Genomic DNA, 24,412 nt, shown 5'->3' on the forward strand with positions numbered 1-24,412 from the left:
GGTGCTCAGGGCACCGGCCCGCCGGAACCTGTCAGGAGCAGGCCCGGGCGGCGTAGTCCGCCGTCCCGGAGAACGTCCTCCCCTCGGCGTCGGTCGCGGTCACCGTCACGGTGCCCGCGTCCACCCCTGCGGCACGCGACGCGAACGACTGGTAGGCGTTCGCCCCGGGCGCCACGTCCGCGAACTCCTTCGACCCGTACGGGGTCTCGAGAGTGATCGCGAGCGGGACGGCGTCGTCGTTCGCCGCACGGACCGCGACGAACACCTTGCCGGCCATGCAGCGCGTCTCCGCGGTGATGGTCACCGCGATCGGCTCGGCCTCGTCGCCGACCACCCGGAAGTAGTCGAACGACGCGGGCGCGCCCGTGGCAGCCGACGCACCGAGCGCGAAGAGCCCGACCTGTGCGTCCGCCGCGGCGGCGTTGGTCACGCTCTGGTCGAACGTGGTCCACGTCTCGCCGTCGGCGCTGTACGCGCCGGTGAACGTGTCACCGGAGCGCGTCAGGCGCAGGTGCCAGACCGTCTCGGCCAGGCTCGCCGTCTGCGGCTGCGGGTTCTGGACGACCCCGCCGACCTCGCTGCGCAGCTCGATCCGGGCGTTCTTGGCCTGACCCGCCTGGTTGTCGACCACGTAGTCGAGCTTGACGTAGTTGTCGTCGTCGCCGTACACGATCAGACCACCCTGCTGGTACTGGCGGTCGAACGCGGAGCCGTCGACCTTGGTCTCGACCGTCCACTCGTCGCCCGGCTGCTCCTGGAGCAGGATGTTCGGCACGTCCGTGTTGCCCGTCCCGTAGATGTCGGTCGGGGTCGTGTCGATCTGCAGGGAGCCGTCCGCCACGCGGTAGCCGGTCGGGTCCTCGCGGACGATCGACCAGCGGCACGCGTCGAGGGCGCTGCCGTCGAACTCGTCGTCCGGCCCGGGGGCGGACGCCGTGTCGTCGGGCGTGATGGAGAACCAGTCGAACTCCGCGTCGACCACGGGCGCGGCGGTGCCGTTCCCCTTGAGCGACACGAGGCCGATCTTCGCGTTCTCCAGGTTCGCGATCGACTTGGTCTCCGACATCGTCGTGAAGTCGACGCCGTCGGCCGAGTACGCCGCCTGGAGGTTCTCGCCGTTGCTGACGAACCGGACGTAGACCGTGTCCGGGTAGGCCGCGCCGAGGGCGGCGGTGTTGGAGGCGCCGACCTCGTTGGGCTGAGCGTTCTCCTCACGGATGAACTGGAAGATGCGCGTCGCCGGGTCTGCGGGGTTGGAGCGTCCCTGCAGCACCATCTTCGCGTAGTTGTCCTGGTCCTCCCAGATCAGCAGGCCGGCCTGCTGGTACTGCTGGCGCGCCGGCAGCGTGAGCTTGGCCGTGGCCGTGAACGGCCCGTCCGGAAGGTCCTGGAGCACCAGGTTCGGCACCGTGGTGTTGTCGGTGCCGTAGAAGTCGGTCGCCGTCGTCGGGATGACGAGGTGACCGTCGCGCACTGCGAGGTTCTGGTCGCGGTTGGCCACGGTCCAGCGGTCCTCGTCGAGGTCCGTGCCGAGGAAGTCGTCCGAGCGGCCCGAGAAGCACATCCCCGGTCCCGTCTGGGTCTCCTTCACCGTCACGGTCGTGTACTCCACCGAGTACGCGCCGCGCGCGTCCGTGGCCCGCACCTGGAGCCGGTACGTGCCCGGCTGGTCGTACGTGACCTCGAACGAGTCCGTGCCGTCGACGAACCCGTCGCCCAGCCCCGCGTCCCACGCGAACGTGATCGCGTCGTCCTCGGGGTCGGAGGCGGTCGCCGTCGCCGTCACCGTCAGCGGGGCGGTGCCCGTCGTCGGGGTGACGTCGAACGTGTCGATCGTCGGCCGGACGTTGTCCGTCACGCCGCGCCCGTTGACGACCATCCAGTTGACGTTCGACTGGCCGGCGGTCTGGACGAAGTACAGCGTGCCGCTGCCCGACGGGACGTCGTGCAGCTCGGCGGTGACGTCGGTGTAGACCTGCCAGTCGCCCGTGGCCGGGACGCTGACGCTGCCGATCTCCGGGCCCTCGGGGTCGTCCCACCGCAGCGAGATCGGACCGCCGCCGCCCGGCGAGGCCGCGCGCAGGGTGATGGAGTCGACGTTCGCGAGCGACACCGGCTCGTGCGCCCACCAGTCGTCCGGCTCGATGAAGCCGATGTTCAGGCCGCCGCCCGCGGAGTCTCCCGTGGTCTCGGTCTGGACGCCGGGGTCGCCGGTGCTCGTGGAGCCGGGGAGCCGGCCCGTCGAGGTGAAGAACTCCGACTGGAGCAGCTTCGGCTGCAGGATCTGCAGGTCGTTCGCCGGGAGCGGCACGCCGACCTCGCCACCGTCGTCGGTGTACATCGCCTCGACCACCCAGAAGATGTTCGACTCGATGCCGTGCCCCTCGTCACGCGCCGTCTGGAGCGTGCCCGAGCAGCCGGAGAGCTCCTCCATGGGGTGGGCGTGCGAGTCGTGGCCGAGCGACGTGAACAGCGTGACGTTGTCGCACGTGACCTCGCCGTCCGGGTCGTCCACGGCGATCTCGTACTTCACCTGGTCGCCCCACTCGAAGAAGCCACCGTTCTCCGGGAACGTGATCGAGACGGTCGGGGCCTGGTTGCCCACGACGACCGACACGTTCGCCACGCCCACGGCGCCGGACTCGTCGGTCGCGACGAGCTGGGCGGTGTAGCTGCCGTTCTCCGTGTACGTGTGCACGGGGTTGGCCTCGGTCGACGGCGCGGAGCCGTCACCGAAGGTCCACTGCAGCGTGATCGGGTCGCCCGCCGGGTGGCGCGTGCCCTCGGAGGAGAACTGCACCGTCAGCGGCGCGGCACCGCTCGTCACGTCCGCGCTCGCGCGGGCGATCGGGGCGGGGTCGCCCTGGACGTAGTTGACCTTGTAGACGCCGCTCGAGTCGTTGTTGCCGCCGAAGCCCGAGCCCCAGTCGACGACGTACAGCGCGCCGTCGGGACCGAAGTCGAAGTCCATCGGCCGGTCGAAGCCGGCCGAGGGGTCGAAGATCTTCGGCAGGACGCGGTTGATGTCGACGAGGTCGTCGCGCTTCTCGCCGTCGAGCTGGAACGAGTACATCCTGCCCTGGTTCCACTCGCCGAACAGGGCCTTGCCGTCCCAGTACTCCGGCCACTTGACGTCCGAGTCGAGCTCGGCGTCGTACTGGTAGACCGGGCCGCCCATGGGCGCGCCGCCGCCACCGATCTCCGGGAACTCGGGGTTCCCGCCGCCGGTGTACCAGACCTCCGCCTCGATCGCCGGGGGCAGCTGCTGCAGGCCCGTGTTGTTCGGCGAGTTGTTGACGACGCCCGCGGCGCAGTCGAACGCCGCGCCGGACTGGCCGGTCGCGAAGTTGTAGTCGACGTAGTTGTTGTTCGACCCCGTGCAGTACGGCCAGCCGTAGAAGCCCGGGTCGCTCACCACGTTCCACTCGACCGCGCCGCGCGGCCCGCGCGCCGGGTCGGCCGCACCGGAGTCGGGACCGTAGTCCGCGACGAGCGCGTTGCCGGTCGTCGGGTCGACGCCGATCCGGAACGGGTTGCGGAAGCCCATCGCGAAGATCTCGGGCTTCGTCTGCGCGGTGCCCGACGCGAACATGTTGCCCGCGGGGATCGTGTACGTGCCGTCGTCCTCCGGGTGGATCCGCAGGACCTTGCCGCGCAGGTCGTTCGTGTTGGCCGACGTGCGCTGCGCGTCGAAGTTCTGGCGCCCGGCGCGCTCGTCGATCGGCGTGAAGCCGCCCGACTCGAACGGGTTCGTGTTGTCGCCGGTGACGACGAACAGGTTGCCGTCCGCGTCGAAGACCATGTCGCCGCCCGCGTGGCAGCACGTCTCGCGCTGCGTCGGGATCTTGAGGACCGCCTTCTCCGAGGCGAGCGACACCGTCTTCGTCGCCGCGTCGTAGTCGAACCGGGACACCCGGTTGTGCGGGCCGTCAGCACCGACGTCCTGCGGCGACCAGAAGAGGTAGACCCAGCCGTTCGTGGCGAAGTCCGGGTCGAGCACGACGCCCGTGAGCCCGTCCTCGTTGGCCTGCGTGACCGAGAGGGTCGCCGCCGTCGTGGTCTGGTTCGTCGCGGGGTCGATCACGCGCACGCGCCCGTCGCGCTCGACGTAGAAGACCGTCCCGTCCGGGGCGACGTCGAGCATCATCGGGTTCGCGGTGTTCTCGTCCAGCGGCACGAGCTCGTAGCTGTCGGACTGCGTGGCGTTGCAGTCGGACGGCACGACGCCGGCAGCGGTCTGGATGCCGCCGAGCAGGTGCTGGAGGAACTCCGGCTCCTGGTACGACTCGTCGGTGTGGCCACCGCCGGTGTACCAGGACCGACCGCCGTCGTAGACCTGGCACCAGGCCGTCGGGTGGTCGGCGCCCATCGCGCCGGAGCCCGCCGAGTACGACGTCTCGTCGAGGCTCGCGAGCACGTGCACGGTGTCGCGCGGGTTGGTGCGGAAGTTGTACCACTCGTCGTAGCGGTCCCAGCGCGAGGGCAGGTGCGCCGTCGACTCGTGGGCGTGGTCCTCGACCTTGATGGTCGCGTCCTGGTTCTGGGGGTGGGCGCTGAAGTACGCGCCGACCAGCCCGCCGTACCAGGGCCAGTCGTACTCGGTGTCGGACGCCGCGTGGATGCCCGCGTACCCGCCCCCGTTCTGGATGTAGCGCTCGAACGCGGCCTGCTGGTCGTCGTTGAGGACGTCGCCGGTCGTGGACAGCCACACGACGGCGTCGTACTGCGCGAGGTTGTCGTCCGTGAACGCTCCCGCGTCCTCGGTCGCGGTGACCTCGAAGTTGTTCTCGGCACCGAGCTGCTGGATCGCCGCGATGCCCGCGGGGATCGACCCGTGGCGGAAGCCACCGGTCTTGCTGAAGACGAGCACGTCGAACGGGACGGTGTCCGCGGCGGCCGCGAGGGGCGCCGTGGCCTGGCCCGCCTGGACGCTCGCTGGGGCCGGTGCGGCCGTGGCCGACACCGCCGTCGCGACGGTCAGGGGGAGAGCGACCGCTGCCGCGGCGAATGCCGCGACCGTGCGCCTGACGGCGAGCGATCCTCCTAGCACGTTTCTCACAAGGTCTCCTCGTCGAGATGGGGAACTGTGCTGCGCTCCGCCGGGTCGGCGCCATCGGCCTGCCGTCCGTCCCGGGCTCGTCGGCGGAAAGACGTCGGTGCTCCGCCGGGCACCTTCTCGCCGCGCGTGCGGCGGTCCTACCTCCTCTCGTCGTCCCGGTCGTCGGCCGTGCGCCTGCGCGCGGCCGACGACCGGAATCCTGTCCGGAGGACCGGTCCGTGCCCTAGGGCTGGACCCAGCCTCCCGACGCCGCGCTCCGCTCGACGGCGTCGAGCACGCGCTGCACCACGAGGCCGTCCGCGAAGGTCGGTGCCGGGTGCGTGCCGGCAGCGATCCCCTCGACGAGGTCGACCGCCTGGTGCGTGAACGCGTGCTCGTACCCGAGCCCGTGGCCCGCGGGCCACCAGTGCGCGACGTAGGCGTGCTCCGGCTCCGTCACGACGATGCGACGGAAGCCGGCGACGGCCGCGTCGTCCGCGGCGTCGAAGAAGTGCAGGACGTTCATGTCCTCGAAGTCGAACGCGACGGAGCCCTTCGAGCCGTTGATCTCGAGGCGGATCGCGTTCTTGCGACCGTAGGCGAAGCGCGTCGCCTCGAACGTCCCGATGCCCCCGCCGGACAGCCGGGCGAGGAAGACCGCCGCGTCGTCCACCGTGACGGGGCCGCGCTCGGTGCCGCCCTGGCCGGACAGCCCGGCGAACTCCGTAGCGACCGGGCGCTCCTTCACGAAGGTCTCGAGGAGTCCCGAGACATCCGTGATGCGCTCGCCCGTGATGAACTGCGCGAGGTCGATGACGTGGGCGCCGATGTCGCCGAGGGCCCCGCTGCCGGCCTTCGACTTGTCGAGCCGCCACGACAGCGGCGCGTTCTCGTCCGCGATCCAGTCCTGGAGGTACTGCGCGCGGACGTGGCGCACGGTCCCGATGCGTCCGTCGGCGACGAGCTGGCGCGCGAGCTGGATGGCCGGCACGCGGCGGTAGGTGAAGCCCACCATCGCGACCTGACCGCGTGCGGCCGCGGCCTCGGCGACCGCGACCATCTTCTCGGCCTCGGCCACCGTGTTGGCCAGCGGCTTCTCGCACAGCACGTGCTTGCCGGCCTCGAGCGCAGCGATCGCGATCTCCGCGTGCGTGTCGCCGGGCGTGCACACGTCGACGAGGTCGACGTCGTCCCGCGCGACGAGCGCCTGCCAGCTCGTCTCGGTGGACTCCCAGCCGAGCCGCTCCGCCGCGGCGGCCAGCGCCTCCGGGTTGCGGCCGCCGAGCACCCGCATGCGCGGGACGAGGGGGAGGTCGAAGAACCGGGGGGCGGTCCGCCATGCCTGCGAGTGCGCTGCCCCCATGAACGAGTACCCGACCATGCCGACGCCGAGCTGAGCGCCGTCGTTTCCTGCCATGACGTTCCTTCCGTGCTTCTCACGGCGCACGCCCACGGTCCGGCCGGGGGTCACCCGGGCGGACCGTGGGCGTGGTCCGCGTGCTTCCTGCGAGGTGCGGGACCGGTCCGTCAGGACTGGAACGCGGTGGGCAGGTACTGGTCGACGTTGTCCTTGGTGACGACCGGCGCGAAGAGCTGGGTCGTGCGCGGCACGCCGGACGACGCGAGGTCGCTCATGCTCTTGTCGTGCGCGACGAGGCGGGCGAGCTTGATGCCGTCCGCGGCCTGGGTCGAGGGGTAGACGACGGTCGCCTGGAGGACCGAGTCCTCGGCCTTGATGTGCTCCATGACCTGCTGGGAGCCCGCGCCGCCGACCATGAAGAACTCGTCACGACCAGCGTTCTCGATGGCGGAGAGCACGCCGACGCCCTGGTCGTCGTCGTGGTTCCAGATGGCGTCGATCTGCGGCGCGGCCTGGAGCAGGTTGGCGGTCGCGGCCTCGCCGCCCTGGACGGTGAAGTCCGCGGCGACGCGGTTGTCGACGTCCAGGCCGCAGTCGCCCAGCGCGTCGGCGAAGCCCTGGCTGCGGTCCTGCGTCAGCGGCAGCGAGTCGATGCCCGCGATCTCGGCGACGACGGCGTCGGGGTTGTCCCCGAGCTGCTCGCAGATGTACTGGCCGGCGCTCACGCCCATGCCGTAGTTGTCGCCGAGGATCGTGGCGCGCGCCGCGAACGGGCTGGAGAACTCGCGGTCGACGTTGATGACGGGGATCCCCGCCTCCATCGCCTTGGTCGCGACCTCCGTGAGCGCGGCGCCGTCGAACGGCAGGAGCACGATCGCGTCGACGCCGTCGTTGATGAAGCCCTCGATCTGGCTGATCTGGACGTTGACGTCGTTCGTGCCGTCGGCGACGCGGAGCTCGACGTCCTCGTACTCGGCGGCCTCGGCCTCGGCGGCGGTCGTGATGGCGCCCATCCAGCCGTGGTCGGCGGCGGGGGCCGAGAAGCCGATGACGATCGGGTCGCCGGGGGCGTCGTTGTCGGAGACGGCCTCGTTCGCGCTGCCGCCACCGCCCCCGTCACCGGTCTCCTCGGTGGTCGGGGTGTTCGACGTGCAGGCCGCGGCGACCAGCGCGATCGAGGCGGCGGAGACCGTCGCGAGCGTGATGCGACGGCGGAGGGTGGTACGTGCGGACATGGGATCTCCTTCGATGCTGTCCTGCTGGAGGAACTCTGCGGAACTGTGGGGTGCTGTCAGTGCTGGTGAGGCACGACGAGGTCGTGCCACGAGTGGGTGGCTAGGTGGTCCGTCGGGAGAGGCGCTGCTGGAGCAGGACCGCGCCGACGATGATCGCGCCCTTGGCGATCTGCTGGACCGAGCTGTCGACGTTGTTGATGATGAACACGTTCGTGAGCGTGGTGAAGATGAGGACGCCCAGGACCGTGCCGACGATCGTGCCGCGGCCACCCACGAGGAGCGTGCCGCCGACGACCACCGCGGCGATCGCGTCGAGCTCGAGGAGCAGGCCGTTGGTCGAGGAGCCCGCGCTCGTACGGGCGAGGATCATGACGCCGGCGATGCCCGCGGTGAGCCCCGAGAGCGCATAGACGTACATGAGGTGGCGCTTGACCTTGATGCCCGCGAGGCGTGCGGCCTCGGGGTTGCCGCCGACCGCGATCGTCCGGCGGCCGAACGTCGTGCGGTTGAACAGGAACCAGCCGAGCACGGCGACGACCGCGAAGATCCACACGATCTTCGGGACGCCGAGGAGGTTGCCCCGGAAGATGTCGTTGAACGCCGCGACGTCGACGATCTGCGTGCGCTTCTGCGCGATGAGCTCGGCGAGGCCGCGTGCGGCGACGAGCATCGCGAGCGTCGCGATGAACGCCACGACCCTGCCGTAGGCGATGATCAGGCCGTTGAGGAGCCCGGCGCCGATGCCGACCGCGAGCGCGCAGATGACCATGACGACCCATCCGTACGACTGGGTCGCGAGCGTCGTCGCCCAGACGGAGGCGAGCCCGAGCACGGAGCCGACCGACAGGTCGATCCCGCCCGTCGTGATGACGAACGTCATCCCGATGGCCACGACGCCGAGGACCGACCCCAGGCTGAGGATCGTCATGAGGTTGCTGACGCTCAGGAACCGCTCGCCGCCCGTCGCGAAACCCACGACGCACAGGAGCAGCAGCGCGACGACGAGGCCGATGTTCCGGCCCGCCGCCCCGGACAGGAACCCGCCCGTGCGGCGCTCGCTCGCGGCCTTCTCGACCCGGGCCGACTCGTCGGCGTCCGGCTTTCCCGTCGGCATCGGGGCCGACACCTGCTGCTCGCTCACGCGACACTTCCTTCCATGACCATGTCGAGCACCTGGTGCTCGTCGATGGAGCTCGAGGGCCCCTCGTGCACGACGCGACCCTCGGAGACGACGAGGACGCGGTCGGCGAGGCCGAGGACTTCGGGGATCTCGCTGGACACGACGACGACGGCGGCACCCTCGTCGGCGAGCCTGCGGATGAGGGCGTAGATCTCGGCGCGCGCCCCGACGTCGACGCCGCGCGTGGGCTCGTCGAGGAGCAGGACACGGCAGCCGTGGACGAGCCAGCGGGCGAGCATCGCCTTCTGCTGGTTGCCGCCCGAGAGGGTGCGGATCGCGCGGTCGACGCCGGCGGGCCGCAGCTCGAGCGAGTCGGCCTGCTCCTTGGCCGCCTTGCGCTCGGCACGCTCGTCGAGGAGGCTGAAGCGCGCGAAGCGGGCGAACGTCGAGAGCGTGATGTTGCGGTAGACGGGTTCGTCGAGGAGCAGGCCCTGGCTCTTGCGCTCCTCGGGCGCCAGTCCGATCCCGGCGTCCACGGCAGCGGCCACCGAGCCCGCGCGAAGTCGCTTCGAGTCCACCGTGACCGTGCCCGCGGTCGCCCGTCGCGCGCCGTAGATCGTCTCGATGATCTCGGAGCGGCCCGCGCCGACGAGGCCCGCCAGGCCGACGATCTCCCCGGCGCGGACCCGGAGCGACACGTCCTCGAACACGCCCCGCAGGGCCAGGCCCGCGACGTCGAGCACGAGGGGCGTGTCGTCATCGATCTCCGGGGAGTCGGGGAAGAGGTACTCGACGGATCGTCCGGTCATGAGAGTGATGAGCTTCGCCGTCGGCGTCTCGGAGACGGGGAGGTTCTGCGCGACGGTCCGGCCGTCCTTGAGGACGGTGATGCGGTCGCCGATCTCGCGGATCTCCTCGAGCCGGTGCGAGATGTAGACCACCGCGACCCCGGCCTTGGTGAGCTCCTTGACCACGCGGAAGAGGTTGCTCACCTCCTCGGAGTCGAGCACGGCGGACGGCTCGTCCATGATGATGACGCGCGCGTCGTGGGACAGCGCCCGCGCCATGGAGACGATCTGCTTGCCCGCGGCCGAGAGGTGCTCGACCTCCTTGGTCGGCGAGATCTCCGAGTGCCCGAGCCGCTTGAGCAGCTCGCGCGTCTTGCGCACGGCCTCGCGCCGCTGGGAGAACCCGAGGGTCGAGAGCTCATGGCCGAGGTACACGTTCTCCGCGACGGTCAGGCCGTCGACGACGTCGAGCTCCTGGTACATGGTCGCGACGCCGTGCCGCAGCGCGGCGACGGGGTCGGAGATGGTGATGGGCTCGCCGTCGAGGAGGATCTGACCCTCGGTGGGCTGGTGGGCACCGGCGAGCACCTTGATGAGGGTGGACTTGCCTGCGCCGTTCTGCCCGAGGAGGCAGTGGACCTCGCCCGGGAGGATCTCGAGATCGACGCCGTCGAGCGCTCGAGCCCCGGGGAAGACCTTGACGATGCCCTGCATCTGCAGGAGCGGCTGGGGAGGGTCTGCGGTGACCATGCGGTGAACCTAGCGGACCTTTTGACGACGGTCAATCATAAGGTCTCGGTCTTTTGCTGCTGTTACAACTTCGTTACCAGCAAAAGTGAGCAGCCCTGGACGCCCCGATGGGAACGCTCCCCCACTGTCCGCGGGGGCGGGCGGAGCATGTACCGGGAGTTGCGTCGCGACGGCGCGTGACGAGCCACGACGGGCGGAAAGTCGGCCTGTGGTCGGGTCTGCACGAGAGATGAGGGGCGGTGTCCGCCCGGACGAGAGGCCCTTCCTCGGACCTCCACACCTTCCGACGACGTCTATGTCGCCTTGGGAGGGGACAGTAGGGTACCTTTTGGCGATCGTCAAGCAAAAGCCGATGACTCGTCCGGCACGTACGGACGACCGACGAGAGGCCCCGTGATTCACTGTGCCCATGGAGGAACTGCTGAAGTTCGCGCCGCGCCCGACCGGCGCCGGCGACATGTTCCAGCTGCTCCGGGACGGTCAGCCGCGCACGCGCGCGGACCTCGCAGCGATCACGGGACAGGCGCGCTCGACCATCGCCGCCCGGATCGACCTCCTCATGTCGGCGGGCCTCATCGCCCCCGCGGGAGAGGCGAGCTCGACGGGCGGTCGACCGCCCGTGACCTTCGCCTTCAGCCCTGAGGCGCGCATCGTGCTCGCCGTCGACCTCGGCGCGACGCACGCACGCCTCGCGGTGACCGACCTCGCGTCCAACGTGATCGCGGAGACCGACGCGGCGCTCGCGATCGCGGACGGCCCGGAGGTCGTGCTGTCGTGGGTCGCGGACACGGGCGAGAAGCTCGTCGCGACGACGGGGCGCAGCCTCGACGACCTCGTGAGCGTCGGCGTCGGCCTGCCCGGACCCGTCGAGCACTCGTCCGGCCGCCCCATCAACCCGCCGATCATGCCCGCGTGGGACGACGTCGACGTCCCCGGGATCCTGCAGAAGCGGTTCAACGCGTCCGTCCTGGTGGACAACGACGTGAACATCATGGCGCTCGGCGAGCACCGGACCGCCTGGCCCGCCGTCACGGACATGCTGTTCGTCAAGGTGGCCACCGGCATCGGCTCCGGCATCATCGCCGACGGCGAGCTGCGGCGAGGCGCCCAGGGCGCCGCCGGCGACATCGGCCACGTCGCCGTCCCGAGCGCCGCCGACGTCCCGTGCCGCTGCGGGAACGTCGGGTGCCTCGAGGCCGTCGCGAGCGGCCAGGCGGTCGCCGCGGCTCTCGCGGCCGCGGGCCTCGACGCCACGAACAGCTCCGACGTCGTCGCGCTCGTGCGCGGCGGCGACCTCGCCGCGAGCCAGGCCGTGCGCCAGGCCGGGCGCGACATCGGCTCCGTGCTCGCTGCCTGCGTGAGCCTGCTCAACCCCTCGCTCATCGTCATCGGCGGCATCGTCGCCGAGGCGGGCGAGCACCTCATCGCGGGCATCCGCGAGATCGTGTACCAGCGGTCCCTCCCCCTCGCGACGCAGCACCTGCGCATCGTGACCTCGCAGGCCCGCGGCCAGGCCGGCGTGCTCGGTGCGAGCGCCATGGCCGTGGATCACGTACTCTCGCCCGCAGCGATCGACGCGCTCATCGCCTGAGCGCGGTCGCCGGGGGCCGCTGCCCGCGACACGCGGGCGTGACGAGTGTGACGAGGCACGAGGAGGAGTCATGACCGAGCGGGACCGTCGAGCGCTCGTGGTCCGGGGCGGTTGGCCCGGGCACGCACCCGAGGAGGCGGCGGAGCTGTTCGTCCCGTTCCTGGAGGCGTCCGGCTACGACGTGACGCTCGAGGGATCGTTGGAGTCGTACGCCGACGAGGAGTTCATGGCGAGCCTGGACCTCGTCGTGCAGTGCTGGACGATGGGCGAGATCCTGCCCGACGAGATGCGCGGGCTGCGCACCGCGATCGCGAACGGCACCGGGTTCGCCGGCTGGCACGGAGGGATCGTGGACTCGTTCCGGCTCGCGACCGACTACCTCCAGATGGTGGGCGGGCAGTTCGCGGCCCACGCGCACGACCTCATCGACCACACGATCGAGATCGTCCCCGAGCACGCGGACCACCCCATCGTCGCCGGCATCAGCTCGATCGCGCTGCACTCCGAGCAGTACTGGGTGCTCGCCGACTCGTACAACGAGGTCCTCGCGACGACGACGATCGTCCCGCGCGACGGCGACCCCTGGCACGAGCCCGTCGTCTCCCCCGCCGTGTGGACGCGCCGGTGGGGCGCGGGCCGCATCTTCGTGTGCGCAGCGGGCCACCAGCTCGCCGACCTCGAGGTCCCGCCCGTCCGCACGATCGTCGAGCGCGGCATCCTCTGGGCGAGCCGCTGACGCCCAGCCTGCCGCCCGCAGCGTTCCCTACACTCGGCGCGTGACCTCGTTCCGCGGCCTCCTCGCCTACCCGATCACTCCGCTCACCCCCGCCGACGCACCCGACCTCGACGCGCTCACCGCCCTCGTGGACGGCGCGGCACGGACGGGGGTCGACGGCGTCGTCGTGCTCGCGTCGTCGGGTGCCGGGGTGACGTTCGCGCCGGAGGAGCGTGACGCCGTCGTGCGCGCGGCGGTCGCGGCGGGATCCGTCGCGGGATCGCCGCGCGCCGCCGTGCACGTCGCGGTGAGCGGCACGTCGACGCATGAGGTGGTGGCGCGTGCGCGCTCGGCGCGCGACGCGGGCGCCGACGGGCTCGTCCTCGCGCCGTTCTCCTACCTCCCCCTCGACGAGGACGAGGTGGTCGCGGTCTTCGAGGCAGTGGCCGCCGCCGTCGACCTGCCGGTCTGCTACTACAACCGGAGCGTGCAGACCGCGTACGACCTCGCGCCCGACGCGCTCGCCCGGCTCGCGCGCACCACGACCGTCTCGGGGGTCAAGGACCCGGCGTCCACGCCCGCGCGACCCTCCGGCCGGGTCGCGACGCTCCGGGCGGCGACCGAGGGCCTCGGCGTGAGCGTCGGGCTGAGCGGCGACGCGGCGATCGTCGGCGGGGCGGAAGCGGCCGACGCCTGGCACACCGGACTCGCCGCACTCGTCCCCGCGGAGTACGTGGCGCTCCGGCGGGCCCGGGCCACGGGCGCGCTGCCCGACGCGCAGCGTGTCGCCTGGCTGCGCGACCTCGCAGAGGTCCTGGCCGGTCTGCGCCCGGTGAGCGGGCTCCACGCGCTCGCGACCCTGCTCGGCGTGCCGACCGCTCCTCCGCGCGGCCCGTCGCTCCCCGTCCCGCCCGACGGCGTCGCGCGGCTGCGCGAGGTCGTGGCCCGGCGGCCGGGACGCCCGACCGACGGATGACGGCGTCCGAGCAGATCGTCAGGACCGTCGCGGACGCGCCGTGGCTGCCGCCCGGCGGGCGCGCCGACGTCGTCCGGACCGTGGGCGGGAGCTGCCCCGAGCCGGCGAGCCTCGTCCGGCTCCTCGTCGAGCGCGACGACGCCGTGCTCTGCGTCCCCCGGTACGGCACCGGGAAGCTGGACCTCCCGACCACGCCGGTCGCGCCCGGCGAGTCGGGGTGGGGCGCCGCGCGACGGTTGGCCGGTGACGTGCTCGGCACGGCCCGCGACCTCACGGTCGTCGGCTACGTCCGCAACACGGTGCGCCCGGGCCCGGGATACCCCTGGCCGAGCCCGCACGCGCACTTCGTCGTCTTCCGCACCGGTGCCGGCGACGTGCGGGTCCCGGGCGCCTGGGTACCCCTGGCAGCACCGGGTGATCTCGTCGAGCGCCACTGGTGGCCGCTCGTCGGGTAGAGGATCTCGCTCGGCACGTCAGTCTGCCCGGGGCAGCGTGGCGCGGCGTGCGGCCGGATCAGCCGTCCGCGCCCGGATCCTCCTCGTCGGCGGCGTCGCCGGTGCGCACGCGGTCGGCCACGGCGTCCGGGCCGCCGGCGAGCAGCGCGACGAAGCCTTCCTCGTCGAGGATCGGCAGACCGAGGTCGCGCGCCTTCGTCTCCTTCGACCCCGCGTTCGCGCCGACGACCACGAAGTCGGTCTTCTTCGAGACCGACCCCGACGCCTTGCCGCCCGCGGCGATCACGGCCTCCTTGGCGCCGTCCCGGCTGAAGCCCTCGAGCGAGCCCGTGACGACGACGGTCAGGCCCGCGAGCGGGCCCGTCGGTTCCTGGCGCGCACAGGGTCCCGGGTGGCCCGGGATGTCGAACCGGACGCCCGCGGCACGCCAGCGGTCGACGATCTCGACGTGCCAGCCGACCGTGAACCACTCGACGACCTGGTCCGCGATCACCGGGCCCACGCCCTCGACCGCCGCGAGCTCGTCGCGCGACGCCGCGCGGATCGCGTCGAGCGAGCCGAACCAGTCCGCCAGGGCGCGCGCCGCGACCGGTCCGACGTGGCGGATGTTGAGGCTCACGAGGATGCGCCAGAGGTCCTTGGTCTTGGCGAGCTCGAGCTCCTCCACGAGCTTCGTCGCGTTCGTCGACGCCTCGAAGAGCGGCTCACCCGCCTCGACGGCCTCGCGCTCCGCGGCCTTGGAGAGCTTCCGCTTCTTGCGGAACGGCCAGACGGACTTGACGGTCGCGGTCGAGCCGTCGGGCATCGTGATCTCGGCGGGCTCGCCCGTGCCGTCGTACTCGCGCGGCAGGCCCGTCTCGGAGTCGCGCACGACGACACGGATCGGCACGAGCTGGTCCACGCTCAGGTCGAACAGCCCCGCCTCGGTCCGCAGCGGCGGCTCGGCGGGCTCGAGCGGCTGCGTGAGGGCCGCGGCCGTCACCTCGCCCAGCACCTCGACGTCCAGGCCCCCGCGCGAGCCGACGTGCTCGACACGGCCGCGCACCTGCGCCGGGCACGACTCGGCGTTGGGGCACCGCAGGTCGACGTCCCCCTCCTTCATCGGCCGCAGCGGCGTGCCGCACTCCGGGCAGTCCGCGGGCATGACGAAGTCCTCGCGCGGGTACCCGTCGTCCGCGAGCGCCGCGACGGGCCCGAGGATCTCGGGGATGACGTCGCCGGCCTTGCGCAGCACGACCATGTCGCCGATGCGCACGCCCTTGGCACGGACCACGTCCTGGTTGTGCAGGGTCGCCTGGCGCACCGTGCTGCCCGCGACCTTGACGGGCTCCATGACGGCGTACGGGGTCGCGCGGCCCGTGCGCCCGACGCCGACCTGGATCGCGAGCAGGCGCGTGTTGACCTCCTCGGGCGGGTACTTGTACGCGATGGCCCACCGGGGCGCGCGGCTCGTGGCGCCGAGCCGGCGCTGGAGGGCGAGCTCGTCGACCTTGACGACGATCCCGTCGAGCTCGTGCTCGATGTCGTGGCGGTGCTCGCCGAAGTAGGCGATGCGGTCCATGACCTCGTCGAGGCCGCGCACCACCCGGTTGTGCGGCGAGACGGGCACGCCCCACTGCTCGAACAGCGCGTACGCGTCGGACTGCCGCGCGAGCTCGGCGTGCTCGCCCGCCTCCCACTGGAGCGCGCCGACGCCGTGCGCGTACATGCGCAGGTTGCGGCTCGCGGTGACGGCCGGGTCCTTCTGCCGCAGCGACCCGGCCGCGGTGTTGCGCGGGTTGGCGTACGGCGCCTGGCCCGCGGCGACGAGCTTCTCGTTGAGCGCCGCGAAGTCGGCGACGCCCATGAACACCTCACCGCGGATCTCGATGACGTCGGGGTGGGTCGCCGGGTCGCCGCCGAGGCGCTGCGGGATGCTCTCGATCGTCCGCACGTTGGCGGACACGTCCTCGCCCGTGCGCCCGTCCCCGCGCGTGGCCGCCCGGACGAGCCGGCCCTTCTCGTAGAGCAGCGCGATGGCGAGGCCGTCGATCTTCACCTCACACAGGTAGTCCACCTCGGCGTCGGCGGCCACGCCGAGGTCGCGGTGCACGCGCGCCGCCCACGCCGCGAGGTCCTCCTCGCTGAACGCGTTGTCGAGCGACAGCATCGGCTCGAGGTGCTGGACCGTCGCGAAGCCCGCCGCGGCCCGGCCCCCGACCCGCTGCGTCGGCGACTCGGGCGACTGGAGCGCGGGGTGCGCGGCCTCGAGCGCCTGGAGCTCGTGCATCCGGGCGTCGTACTCGGCGTCCGAGGAGACGGGCTGGTCCTCCTCGTAGTACGCGCGCTGGTCGGCCTCGACCTGGGCCACGAGCTCGGACCACCGCCGCTGCGCGGCGGCCTCGTCGAGCTCGGCGGCGGACGTGGCCGTGGGGACCTCCTCGTCCGTCACGGTCGGGGTGGTCGGGGCGGAAGTCGCGGGGGTGCTCTCGCTCACCCGCACATCATCGCGCGGACCGCCGACATCCGCCGCCCTCTCCGTCGGGCGGAGCCATCGCGAGGTCGTCGCGCTCAGGGCCGACGCCGGTTGCGAGGTGGGCGGCGAGGCGGTCGACGGCCTCCGCGAGGTCGTCGGGCTCGACCACGCGCACGGGGACGCTGAGGGCCAACCGCGCGACCGTCATGGCCAGCCGCCCGACGTCCTCGCCACGGACCCGGACCACCACGGTCCCCGACGCGGCGTCGACCACGTCGTGGTCCACCCACCGCAGCACCTCAGCGAGGTCGTCGGCCCCGGCGTCCAGGACGAGGGTGGCGACCCGCTCTCGAGGGGTCGCGCCGAGGGCGTGGGCGACGAACGCGGCCGCACCACCGCGAGGGATCTCCCGGGCCGTGAAGCGGCCCCCGGTCGGTTGCGGACGCGCGAGCCGGTCGAGCCGGAAGGTGCGCCAGTCGTCGCGGTCCCGGTCCCACGCGACGAGGTACCAGCGTCGGTCGGCGGTGACGAGCCGGTGCGGCTCGACCAGGCGTCGGGTGGGCGTGCCGTCGCCGGCACGGTAGGCGAAGCGAACGAGCTCGTGGTCGCGGCACGCGGCCGCGAGCACGCTGAGCGACCCCGGGTCGACCAGGTCCTGGTCGGTCGGCGACGGCACGGACCGGACGCTGGAGTGCAGCGCCGCCACCCGCCGGCGCAGCCGGTGCGGCAGCAGGCTCTCGACCTTGGCGAGCGCACGCAGCGACGTCTCCTCCATGCCGTCGACGGCGGCGACCGCCGCGCACCCGAGCCCCACCGCGAGCGCGACGGCCTCGTCGTCGTCGACCACGAGCGGCGGCAGGTGCGCTCCCGACTCGAGCCGATAGCCCCCGTACCTGCCCGAGGTGGCGCCGACGGGATACCCGAGCCCCCGGAGACGGTCCACGTCGCGGCGCACCGTCCGCTCGGTCACGTCGAGCCTCCGGGCGAGCTCCGCACAGGGCCAGAACCGGTGGGTCTGGAGCAGCGAGAGGAGCGAGAGCGCGCGGCCGGTGGGATCCGTCGACATGTTCCCAGCCTCCCGCGCACCGCGGACAGCTCCTGTCCGCGATGGTCTCTACGGTCGCACCGATCGATCGCCGCACCGCGCGCATCGGCACGTCACCGGAAGGACCGACACCCGTGTCACACGCCATCGACTTCCCTGAACCGACCATGGTCGCCGTCAACGGCATCGAGCTCGAGGTCTTCGAGGCGGGGCAGGAGAACGCCGGCAGGCCCGTCGTCCTCTGCCACGGCTGGCCGGAGCTGGCCTTCTCGTGGCGCCACCAGATGGCTGCGCTCGCCGCCGCCGGACACCACGTCATCGCCCCCAACCAGCGCGGCTTCGGCAGGTCGTCCCGCCCCGCCGAGGTCTCGGACTACGACGTCGTGCACCTGACCGGCGACCTCGTCGGGCTCCTGGACCACTACGGGTACGAGGACGCCACGTTCGTGGGCCACGACTGGGGCGCGAACGTGGTGTGGAGCGCCGCGGTGCTGCATCCGACCCGCGTGCACGAGGTGGTCGCGCTCAGCGTGCCGTACCTGGAGCCCGGCGACGTCCCGCCTCTCGCGTTCATCGAGGCGGTGGTCGGCAGCGACTCGTACTTCGTCCACTTCAACCGCCGGCCCGGCGTGGCGGACGCCGTCTTCGACGCGAACGCTCGCCGGTTCCTGCGCAACCTGTACCGCACGGACGAGCCCGCGGCCGAGCAAGCGGCGGGTATGTGGCTCCTCGAGCTCGCACGCGCCGAGGCTCCGCGCGGCGAGCCGGTGATGACCGACGCCGAGCTGGAGGTGTTCGTCGACGCGTTCGAGGCGTCGGGCTTCACCCCGAGCGTGAACTGGTACCGCAACGTCGACCGCAACTGGGAGCTGATGAAGGAGGTCGACCCGGTCGTCCGCCAGCGCGCGCTGATGGTCTACGGCGCGCGGGACACGGTCATGCGGGCGCCGAACCTCGCGGCGTTCGTCCCGCGCGTCGAGGTCGTGGAGCTGGACTGCGGCCACTGGGTCCAGCAGGAGCTCCCGGAGGAGACCACCCGCCTGATCCTCGGATGGCTCCATCGGCAGGAGGTCGCGGAAGGGTCGTGACACCCGGCCGACGGGCGGTCACCCCCAGCCGTGGGACGCGTCGTCGTGCATCGGCGGGCACGTGCCGCCGGGCTCGGTCACGGCCTCGAAGTGCCACAGCTCGTTCGCGTAGGTGCGGCACAGCCCGAGCTCCGCGCCGTGCTGCTCGAGCCACAGCGCGCCCTCCGTCGGCCCCACGTCGATCGCGAGCCCCGCGACGTGCTCGGACGACTCGGGCGGCAGGACCCACCGGTGCGCCTCTTCGGCCGAGCCGTAACGCTCCAGCGCCGCGTCCACGAGCTCCTGCTGCTCGGCCGCGGTGCGCCACCCCGACGTGAGGGTGAGCTCGACGCCGTCGGCGTCCGCGGCGGCGCGTGCCGCGTCGAAGCGGCGCTCGAGCTCCGGGTCGAGCCCGGTCGCGGTCTGCGGGCGCAGCGTGGGCGACGGGTCGGCGACGGCGCCGTCGCCGCGCGTCGTCACGGAGAGGTAGGTGAACGCCCCCACCGCTCCGAGCGCCCCGACGACGAGGACGCCGGCCACGGCGCGGGCGGTGCGGCGGGGACCGGGACGACCCGGGACGTGGCGGGCAGGGCGGGCGGGGCGCAGGGGTGTCGTGGTCATGCTCCGAGGCTCGCCCGCCGCGACCCGTCGTCGCATCGGCCCGACGGCGACTCCTCGGCCCCGCCGTCCGGCGCACGGACGCGCCGCGGGGTCAGTCCCCGGCCCGACGCCGTTCCGCCCCAGGGCGGAGGGTCCGTGGCGGGCCCTCCCACCCCGGGCGGTGCCGCGCGGACCGGGCCCCGGCTACCGTGGTCGGGTGCACCGGCTCACCCGTCTGCCCGTGTGGGCGCAGGACCTCATGACCGCGCTCGCCGCGGGCCTCGTGTGGTTCGCGGTCATCACGGTGATGGAGAGCGGCGACTACTGGTACCCCCGCCACCCCGAGTCGTACCGCGTGGCGGGGCTGTGGATCGTCCTGACCCTCGCCCTGCGCCGGGTCGTGCCGGGACCGCTCTTCTGGGCGACGGCGATGCTCTACCCCCTCGCCCTGCCGTGGACCATGCAGACGCCGTTCGAGCTCCTCCCGCTCCTGGTCGCCGGGTTCGCCGCGACCCGCTCGGGCGCCGTCCCGTGGGCGCTCGCCGGCCTCGCGGGCGGTCTCTCGGCCTTCGCGACGCAGCTCTGGGAGCGCCCGCACCTGACGTTCCCCCCGGCTCCCTTCTACCCACGATGGACCGGGCTCGCCCAGTCGCCGTCGGACGTGCTCCTCGCCCTCGCGCTCGTCCTGGGCGCGGTCGCGGCAGGGTACTTCTTCCGTCGCCTCGCGCTGACGTCCGAGCGCTTGCGCGAGCGCAACGCCGAGCTGCAGGCGCTGCAGGCCGAGCTGGCCGAGCGCGCGGTGCTCGCCGAGCGCACGCGCATCGCGCGCGAGCTGCACGACGTCGTCGCGCACCACATGTCCGCGATCGTCGTGCGGGCGCAGGCCGCGGACCGCGTCGCGGCGAACCAGCCCGACGCCCCCGCCGAGGCCGTCCGCTGGATCAGCGACGAGGGCAAGCAGGCGCTGACCGCGATGCGCTCGGTCGTGCAGGTGCTGCGCCGCGGCACCGAGGCGGACGGCGGGACTGCGGCCCTCGCGCCGACGCCGGACGGCACCCGCGCCCCCGACGAGCTCCGCGCCGCCGCGCGCCGCCTGCGCGACGCCGGCCGCGACGTCGACCTCACGCTCCCCCGCCCCTGGCCGACGACGAGCGCCGAGACCGGCCTCGCCGTCGTCCGCATCGCCCAGGAGGCCCTGACCAACGTGCTGCTCCACTCGCTCGCCCGCGGCGTCACCGTGACCCTGACCGACGACGCCCCCGGCCTCTGCCTGCGCGTCCACGACCCGGGCCCTCCCCTGCCGAGCACCGAGGGGCGCCAGGGCCACGGGCTGACCTCGATGCGCGAGCGCGCGCTCGCCGCCGGGGGCGAGCTGTCCGCCGGGCCGGACGGACGCGGCGGCTGGACCGTCGAGGCGTGCATCCCCCGGGAGGCCGCGTGACCGCCCCGGCACCGGGCGCCGACGCGAACGGCGCCGCGCTCCCCCCGGTCCGGGTCGTCGTCGTGGACGACCAGTCGACGATCCGGCTCGGCCTGCGCATGATCCTCGACAACGAGCCCGACGTCACGGTGGTCGGCGAGGCCGGGGACGGCGAGACCGCGGTGACGATGGCGCGGGCGCTGCGTCCCGACGTCGTGCTCATGGACGTGCGCATGCCGCGCCTCGACGGCATCGAGGCGACCGCACGGATCGTCGCCGACCCCGAGCTCGCCGACGTGCGCACGCTCGTCCTGACGACCTTCGACGACGACGAGTACGTGTACGGCGCGCTGCGCGCCGGGGCGGCCGGGTTCCTCCTCAAGGACGCGGACCCGCAGACGCTCGTCGACGCCGTGCACCGCGTCCGCGCGGGCGACTCGCTGCTCGACCCGGCCGTCACCGGACGCATCATCTCGACGTACGTCGAGCTCGCGCGGATCGCGCCGCTCGCGCCCGACGCCGCCGGGACCGGCGCGCCCGCGACCGGGCTGGACGCCGCGACGCCCCGCGAGCGCGAGGTGCTGCTCGCCGTCGCGCGCGGGCTGTCGAACCGCGAGGTCGGCGCGGAGCTGCACCTCACCGAGGCGACCGTGAAGAGCCACGTGCGCTCGCTGCTCACCAAGGTCGGGCTGACCAACCGCGTGCAGCTCGTCATCCTCGCCTACGAGGCGGGCCTGGTCCGCCCGGGGGCGCACGACTGACGCGGCGCCCCCGCCCCCGGCGTCGGGCCCCGAGCGCGACGGAGCCCGACGGCGGAAGGGGACTCGCGCCGTCGGGCTCCGGGTTTCGTGGGGCCGGGAAGGGTCAGCCGGCCGCCACGGTCTCGGCAGGCGGGGTCGCCGCCTGCCCGTCCTCGGCGCTCGCGGCCTCGTGGGCCGCGAGCCGCTCCGCGCGCACGACCTCGCGGCTGCTGCCGCGGTAGGCCGCGACGAGGATGTCGCGCATGTCCTCCAGGACCGGCATCCGCGGGTTCGCGGGGGCGCACTGGTCCTCGAACGACCGGAGCGCGAGGTCGTCGAGGCGGCTCAGGAACGCCGTCTCGTCGACGCCCTGCGCGGCGAACGTCGACTCGATGCCCACCTTGGCGCGCAGCTCCTCGACCGCCTTCGCGTACGACTCGACGCCCTCCTCCGGGGTGGAGGCCGGCAGGCCGAGGTGCTTCGCGATCTCCTGGAACCGCTCGGGGGCCACGTAGCGCTCGTACTTGGGCCAGCTCGTGAGCTTGGTGGGCACCTGGCCGTTGTAGCGGATCACGTGCGGCAGGAGCACCGCGTTGGTGCGCCCGTGCACGAGGTGGAACGTCGAGCCCACGGTGTGCGCCATGGCGTGCACGATGCCGAGCATCGCCGAGCCGAACGCCATGCCCGCGATGGTGGCCGCGTTGTGCATCTTCTCGCGCGCCTTCGGGGCCGCCGCACCCTGCGTGACCGAGTCCTCGATGTGCTCGAAGACCATCTTGATCGCCTGCAGGCACAGCCCGTCGGTGAAGTCGTTCGCGTAGACGGAGACGAACGCCTCGGTGGCGTGCGTGAGGGCGTCGAAGCCCGAGTCGGCCGCGAGCTTCGCCGGCATGGTGTCCGTGAGCACGGGGTCGACGATCGCGACGGTCGGGGTGAGCGCGTAGTCCGCGAGCGGGTACTTGAAGCCCGTCTCCGGGTCGGTGATGACCGCGAACGGCGTCACCTCCGCGCCGGTGCCCGACGACGTCGGGATGCACACGAGCTTCGCCTTGCCCCCGAGCTCCGGGAACTTGTAGGCGCGCTTGCGGACGTCGAAGAACTTCTCGCGCATGTCGGAGAACTCGATCTCCGGGTGCTCGTACCGCAGCCACATGACCTTCGCCGCGTCCATGGGCGAGCCGCCGCCGATCGCGATGATCGTGTCGGGCTCGAAGTCCCGCATCGACTCGGCACCGCGGTTCACGGTGCCGACGCTCGGCTCCGGCTCGACGGCGTCGATGATCTGGATCGCGACCTTCTCCTCGCGGCGGGCGAGGACGTCCAAGACGCGGTCGACGACGCCGATGCGGCTCATGACCTTGTCGGTGACGATCGTGACGCGGTGCACGTCGCGCATCTGCGCGAGGTACTGGATCGAGTTCGGCTCGAAGTAGGTCTTGGCGGGCACCTTGAACCACTGCATGTTGTTGTTGCGCCGCCCGATCCGCTTGACGTTGATGAGGTTGACCGCCGACACGTTGTTCGACACCGAGTTCGCGCCGTAGCTGCCGCACCCGAGCGTGAGCGACGGGAGCAGCGCGTTGTAGATGTCGCCGATGCCGCCGAGCGACGTCGGGCTGTTCCAGAGCACGCGCACGGCCTTGACCCGCGAGCCGTACCGCTCGACGAGCTCCTGGTCCGCCGTGTGGATGGCGGCCGAGTGGCCCAGGCCGTCGAGCTCGACCATGCGCTCTGCGAGACGGACGCCGTGCTCGGTGTCCCGCGCGCGCAGCACCGCGAGGACGGGCGTGAGCTTCTCGCGGCTCAGCGGCTCGTCCGGGCCGACGTCGTCGATCTCCGCGAGGATGATCGACGTGTCGTCGGGGACCTCGAAGCCGGCCTCGCGCGCGATCCACACGGGCGACTTGCCGACGACCTTCGGGTTGAGCTTCGCGCCGGCGCAGTTCGCGCCGCTCGCCTCGACGCCGAAGATCAGGCGCTCGAGCATCGCCTTCTCGGCGGGCGTCGTGCGGTACGCGTGCAGGCGGGCCAGCTCGCGCATCGCGTCGTCGTAGATCACGTCGTCGAGGATGAGCGCCTGCTCCGAGGCGCAGACCATGCCGTTGTCGAACGCCTTCGACATGACGACGTCGTTGATCGCGCGACCGAGGTCGGCGCTCTTCTCGACGTAGGCGGGGACGTTGCCCGCCCCGACGCCGAGCGCGGGCTTCCCGGCCGAGTAGGCGGCGCGGACCATGCCGTTGCCGCCCGTGGCGAGGATGAGCGCGACGCCCGGGTGGTGCATGAGCGTGTTGGTCGCCTCGATCGACGGGTGCTCGACCCACTGGATGCAGTCCTCGGGCGCGCCGGCCGCCACCGCGGCGTCGCGCACGATGCGGGCCGCCTCGACCGACGAGCGCTGCGCGCTCGGGTGGAAGGCGAACACGACGGGGTTGCGCGTCTTGAGCGCGATGAGCGACTTGAAGATCGTGGTCGACGTCGGGTTGGTCACCGGCGTCACGGCGCACACCACGCCCACGGGCTCGGCGATCTCCACGACGCCCGTGAGCTCGTCGCGGCCGATGATGCCGACCGTCTTGAGGTTCGCCATCGAGTTGGGCACGTGCTCGCACGCGAAGATGTTCTTGGTCGCCTTGTCCTCGAAGACGCCGCGCCCGGTCTCGGCGACGGCCATCTGCGCGAGGTGGCCGTGCTGGTGCAGGCCCGCGACGGACGCCTTGAGGACGATCCGGTCGACGTCCTCCTGCGTGAGGCTCATGTACTGGTCGAGCGCCTTGCGGGCTCGCTCGACGAGGACGTCGATCTCCTGCGTCGTGCGGGTGTCCTCGGTGCGGTTCTCGACCTTCGTGCCGGCGCTCTTCGCGCTCATGCGTCCCCTCCGGTGCCCGGCCGGGGCCGGGCGTCGGGCCGCGGGTGCTGCCGGGGCCGGATTGCCCCGGCTCCTTCAGCGGTCTCTCTACTTGTGAATGTTTTCACAAGCCGTCGGGTCCGACAAGGCCCGGCGGCCGTTCGAGGCCCAAGGTCCCGGTCCCCCGGTGACCTCCGCACCACCGTCCG

Annotated in this window: 16 protein-coding genes; 7 read left to right on the plus strand and 9 right to left on the minus strand. The window is 72.5% G+C overall.

Annotated elements, in window-relative coordinates; translation table 11 throughout:
• Positions 1–31: 31 nt before the first annotated feature.
• From ACN9MS_RS14185 to ACN9MS_RS14205, 5 genes are all read right to left on the minus strand, one after another.
• Positions 32–5,059 carry a ThuA domain-containing protein gene (locus ACN9MS_RS14185; protein ID WP_426309164.1) on the minus strand — a complete coding sequence of 1,676 codons (5,028 nt, stop codon included), beginning with the start codon at positions 5,057–5,059 and terminating at the stop codon, positions 32–34.
• Positions 5,060–5,282: 223 nt separating this feature from the next.
• Entirely contained in the window at positions 5,283–6,455 is a 1,173-nt protein-coding gene (locus ACN9MS_RS14190; RefSeq protein WP_426309165.1) for a Gfo/Idh/MocA family protein, read from the minus strand.
• A 110-nt stretch (positions 6,456–6,565) separates the two neighbouring features.
• Positions 6,566–7,633 (minus strand): substrate-binding domain-containing protein, encoded by a 1,068-nt coding sequence (locus ACN9MS_RS14195; RefSeq protein WP_378234596.1) that lies wholly within the window; start codon positions 7,631–7,633, stop codon positions 6,566–6,568.
• Positions 7,634–7,733: 100 nt separating this feature from the next.
• The gene (locus ACN9MS_RS14200) at positions 7,734–8,747 is read right to left on the minus strand and encodes an ABC transporter permease (protein ID WP_426311901.1); all 1,014 of its coding nucleotides are present in this window, start codon (positions 8,745–8,747) and stop codon (positions 7,734–7,736) included.
• A gap of 23 nt (positions 8,748–8,770) precedes the next feature.
• Positions 8,771–10,291, minus strand: coding sequence for a sugar ABC transporter ATP-binding protein (locus ACN9MS_RS14205; protein WP_426309166.1), 1,521 nt, complete (start codon positions 10,289–10,291; stop codon positions 8,771–8,773).
• A gap of 409 nt (positions 10,292–10,700) precedes the next feature.
• Between ACN9MS_RS14205 and ACN9MS_RS14210 the strand changes: the two genes are divergently transcribed.
• From ACN9MS_RS14210 to ACN9MS_RS14225, 4 genes are all read left to right on the plus strand, one after another.
• Positions 10,701–11,882 (plus strand): ROK family protein, encoded by a 1,182-nt coding sequence (locus ACN9MS_RS14210; protein ID WP_426309167.1) that lies wholly within the window; start codon positions 10,701–10,703, stop codon positions 11,880–11,882.
• A gap of 70 nt (positions 11,883–11,952) precedes the next feature.
• Positions 11,953–12,618 carry a ThuA domain-containing protein gene (locus tag ACN9MS_RS14215; RefSeq protein ID WP_426309168.1) on the plus strand — a complete coding sequence of 222 codons (666 nt, stop codon included), beginning with the start codon at positions 11,953–11,955 and terminating at the stop codon, positions 12,616–12,618.
• 40 nt (positions 12,619–12,658) lie between these two features.
• Complete coding sequence (locus ACN9MS_RS14220; RefSeq protein WP_426309169.1) at positions 12,659–13,573, plus strand: dihydrodipicolinate synthase family protein; 915 nt, start codon at positions 12,659–12,661, stop codon at positions 13,571–13,573.
• Entirely contained in the window at positions 13,570–14,028 is a 459-nt protein-coding gene (locus ACN9MS_RS14225) for an NUDIX hydrolase (RefSeq protein ID WP_426309170.1), read from the plus strand. Before ACN9MS_RS14220 ends, ACN9MS_RS14225 begins: the two co-directional genes overlap by 4 nt.
• A gap of 58 nt (positions 14,029–14,086) precedes the next feature.
• Here ACN9MS_RS14225 and ligA read toward each other — a convergent pair whose 3' ends face one another.
• Together ligA and ACN9MS_RS14235 are read right to left on the minus strand one after the other, a co-directional pair.
• A complete protein-coding gene (ligA, locus tag ACN9MS_RS14230) occupies positions 14,087–16,504 on the minus strand; it encodes an NAD-dependent DNA ligase LigA (protein WP_426309171.1) in 2,418 nt (805 codons plus the stop codon).
• A 7-nt stretch (positions 16,505–16,511) separates the two neighbouring features.
• Complete coding sequence (locus tag ACN9MS_RS14235; RefSeq protein ID WP_426309172.1) at positions 16,512–17,549, minus strand: helix-turn-helix transcriptional regulator; 1,038 nt, start codon at positions 17,547–17,549, stop codon at positions 16,512–16,514.
• A gap of 113 nt (positions 17,550–17,662) precedes the next feature.
• Here ACN9MS_RS14235 and ACN9MS_RS14240 point away from each other — a divergent pair, with 113 nt between their 5' ends.
• The gene (locus ACN9MS_RS14240; RefSeq protein WP_426309173.1) at positions 17,663–18,616 is read left to right on the plus strand and encodes an alpha/beta fold hydrolase; all 954 of its coding nucleotides are present in this window, start codon (positions 17,663–17,665) and stop codon (positions 18,614–18,616) included.
• 18 nt (positions 18,617–18,634) lie between these two features.
• Here the strand turns inward: ACN9MS_RS14240 and ACN9MS_RS14245 are convergent, their stop codons facing one another.
• Positions 18,635–19,216 (minus strand): M15 family metallopeptidase, encoded by a 582-nt coding sequence (locus tag ACN9MS_RS14245; RefSeq protein ID WP_426309174.1) that lies wholly within the window; start codon positions 19,214–19,216, stop codon positions 18,635–18,637.
• A gap of 196 nt (positions 19,217–19,412) precedes the next feature.
• Between ACN9MS_RS14245 and ACN9MS_RS14250 the strand changes: the two genes are divergently transcribed.
• Both ACN9MS_RS14250 and ACN9MS_RS14255 read left to right on the plus strand, forming a co-directional pair.
• Positions 19,413–20,636: a sensor histidine kinase gene (locus tag ACN9MS_RS14250; protein ID WP_426309175.1), complete on the plus strand. Its 1,224-nt coding sequence runs from the start codon at positions 19,413–19,415 to the stop codon at positions 20,634–20,636.
• On the plus strand, positions 20,633–21,376 hold the full coding sequence (locus tag ACN9MS_RS14255) for a response regulator (protein WP_426309176.1): 744 nt from the start codon (positions 20,633–20,635) through the stop codon (positions 21,374–21,376). Before ACN9MS_RS14250 ends, ACN9MS_RS14255 begins: the two co-directional genes overlap by 4 nt.
• 103 nt (positions 21,377–21,479) lie before the next feature.
• Here ACN9MS_RS14255 and adhE read toward each other — a convergent pair whose 3' ends face one another.
• Positions 21,480–24,224: a bifunctional acetaldehyde-CoA/alcohol dehydrogenase gene (adhE, locus tag ACN9MS_RS14260; protein ID WP_426309177.1), complete on the minus strand. Its 2,745-nt coding sequence runs from the start codon at positions 24,222–24,224 to the stop codon at positions 21,480–21,482.
• Between the last annotated feature and the right edge of the window lie 188 nt (positions 24,225–24,412).

Origin of the sequence: Cellulosimicrobium sp. E-16, from assembly GCF_049913115.1 — a bacterium.
Classification (GTDB): Bacteria; Actinomycetota; Actinomycetes; order Actinomycetales; family Cellulomonadaceae; genus Cellulosimicrobium.

What these genes read in the sequence shown, in the direction of transcription:
- ACN9MS_RS14190 (WP_426309165.1), bottom strand. Translation starts at nt 6,455, where the DNA reads ATGGCAGGAAACGACGGCGCTCAGCTCGGCGTCGGCATGGTCGGGTAC.
- ACN9MS_RS14205 (WP_426309166.1), bottom strand. Translation starts at nt 10,291, where the DNA reads ATGGTCACCGCAGACCCTCCCCAGCCGCTCCTGCAGATGCAGGGCATC.
- ACN9MS_RS14225 (WP_426309170.1), top strand. Translation starts at nt 13,570, where the DNA reads ATGACGGCGTCCGAGCAGATCGTCAGGACCGTCGCGGACGCGCCGTGG.
- ACN9MS_RS14215 (WP_426309168.1), top strand. Translation starts at nt 11,953, where the DNA reads ATGACCGAGCGGGACCGTCGAGCGCTCGTGGTCCGGGGCGGTTGGCCC.
- ACN9MS_RS14245 (WP_426309174.1), bottom strand. Translation starts at nt 19,216, where the DNA reads ATGACCACGACACCCCTGCGCCCCGCCCGCCCTGCCCGCCACGTCCCG.
- ACN9MS_RS14235 (WP_426309172.1), bottom strand. Translation starts at nt 17,549, where the DNA reads ATGTCGACGGATCCCACCGGCCGCGCGCTCTCGCTCCTCTCGCTGCTC.
- ACN9MS_RS14195 (WP_378234596.1), bottom strand. Translation starts at nt 7,633, where the DNA reads ATGTCCGCACGTACCACCCTCCGCCGTCGCATCACGCTCGCGACGGTC.
- adhE (WP_426309177.1), bottom strand. Translation starts at nt 24,224, where the DNA reads ATGAGCGCGAAGAGCGCCGGCACGAAGGTCGAGAACCGCACCGAGGAC.
- ACN9MS_RS14210 (WP_426309167.1), top strand. Translation starts at nt 10,701, where the DNA reads ATGGAGGAACTGCTGAAGTTCGCGCCGCGCCCGACCGGCGCCGGCGAC.
- ACN9MS_RS14200 (WP_426311901.1), bottom strand. Translation starts at nt 8,747, where the DNA reads ATGCCGACGGGAAAGCCGGACGCCGACGAGTCGGCCCGGGTCGAGAAG.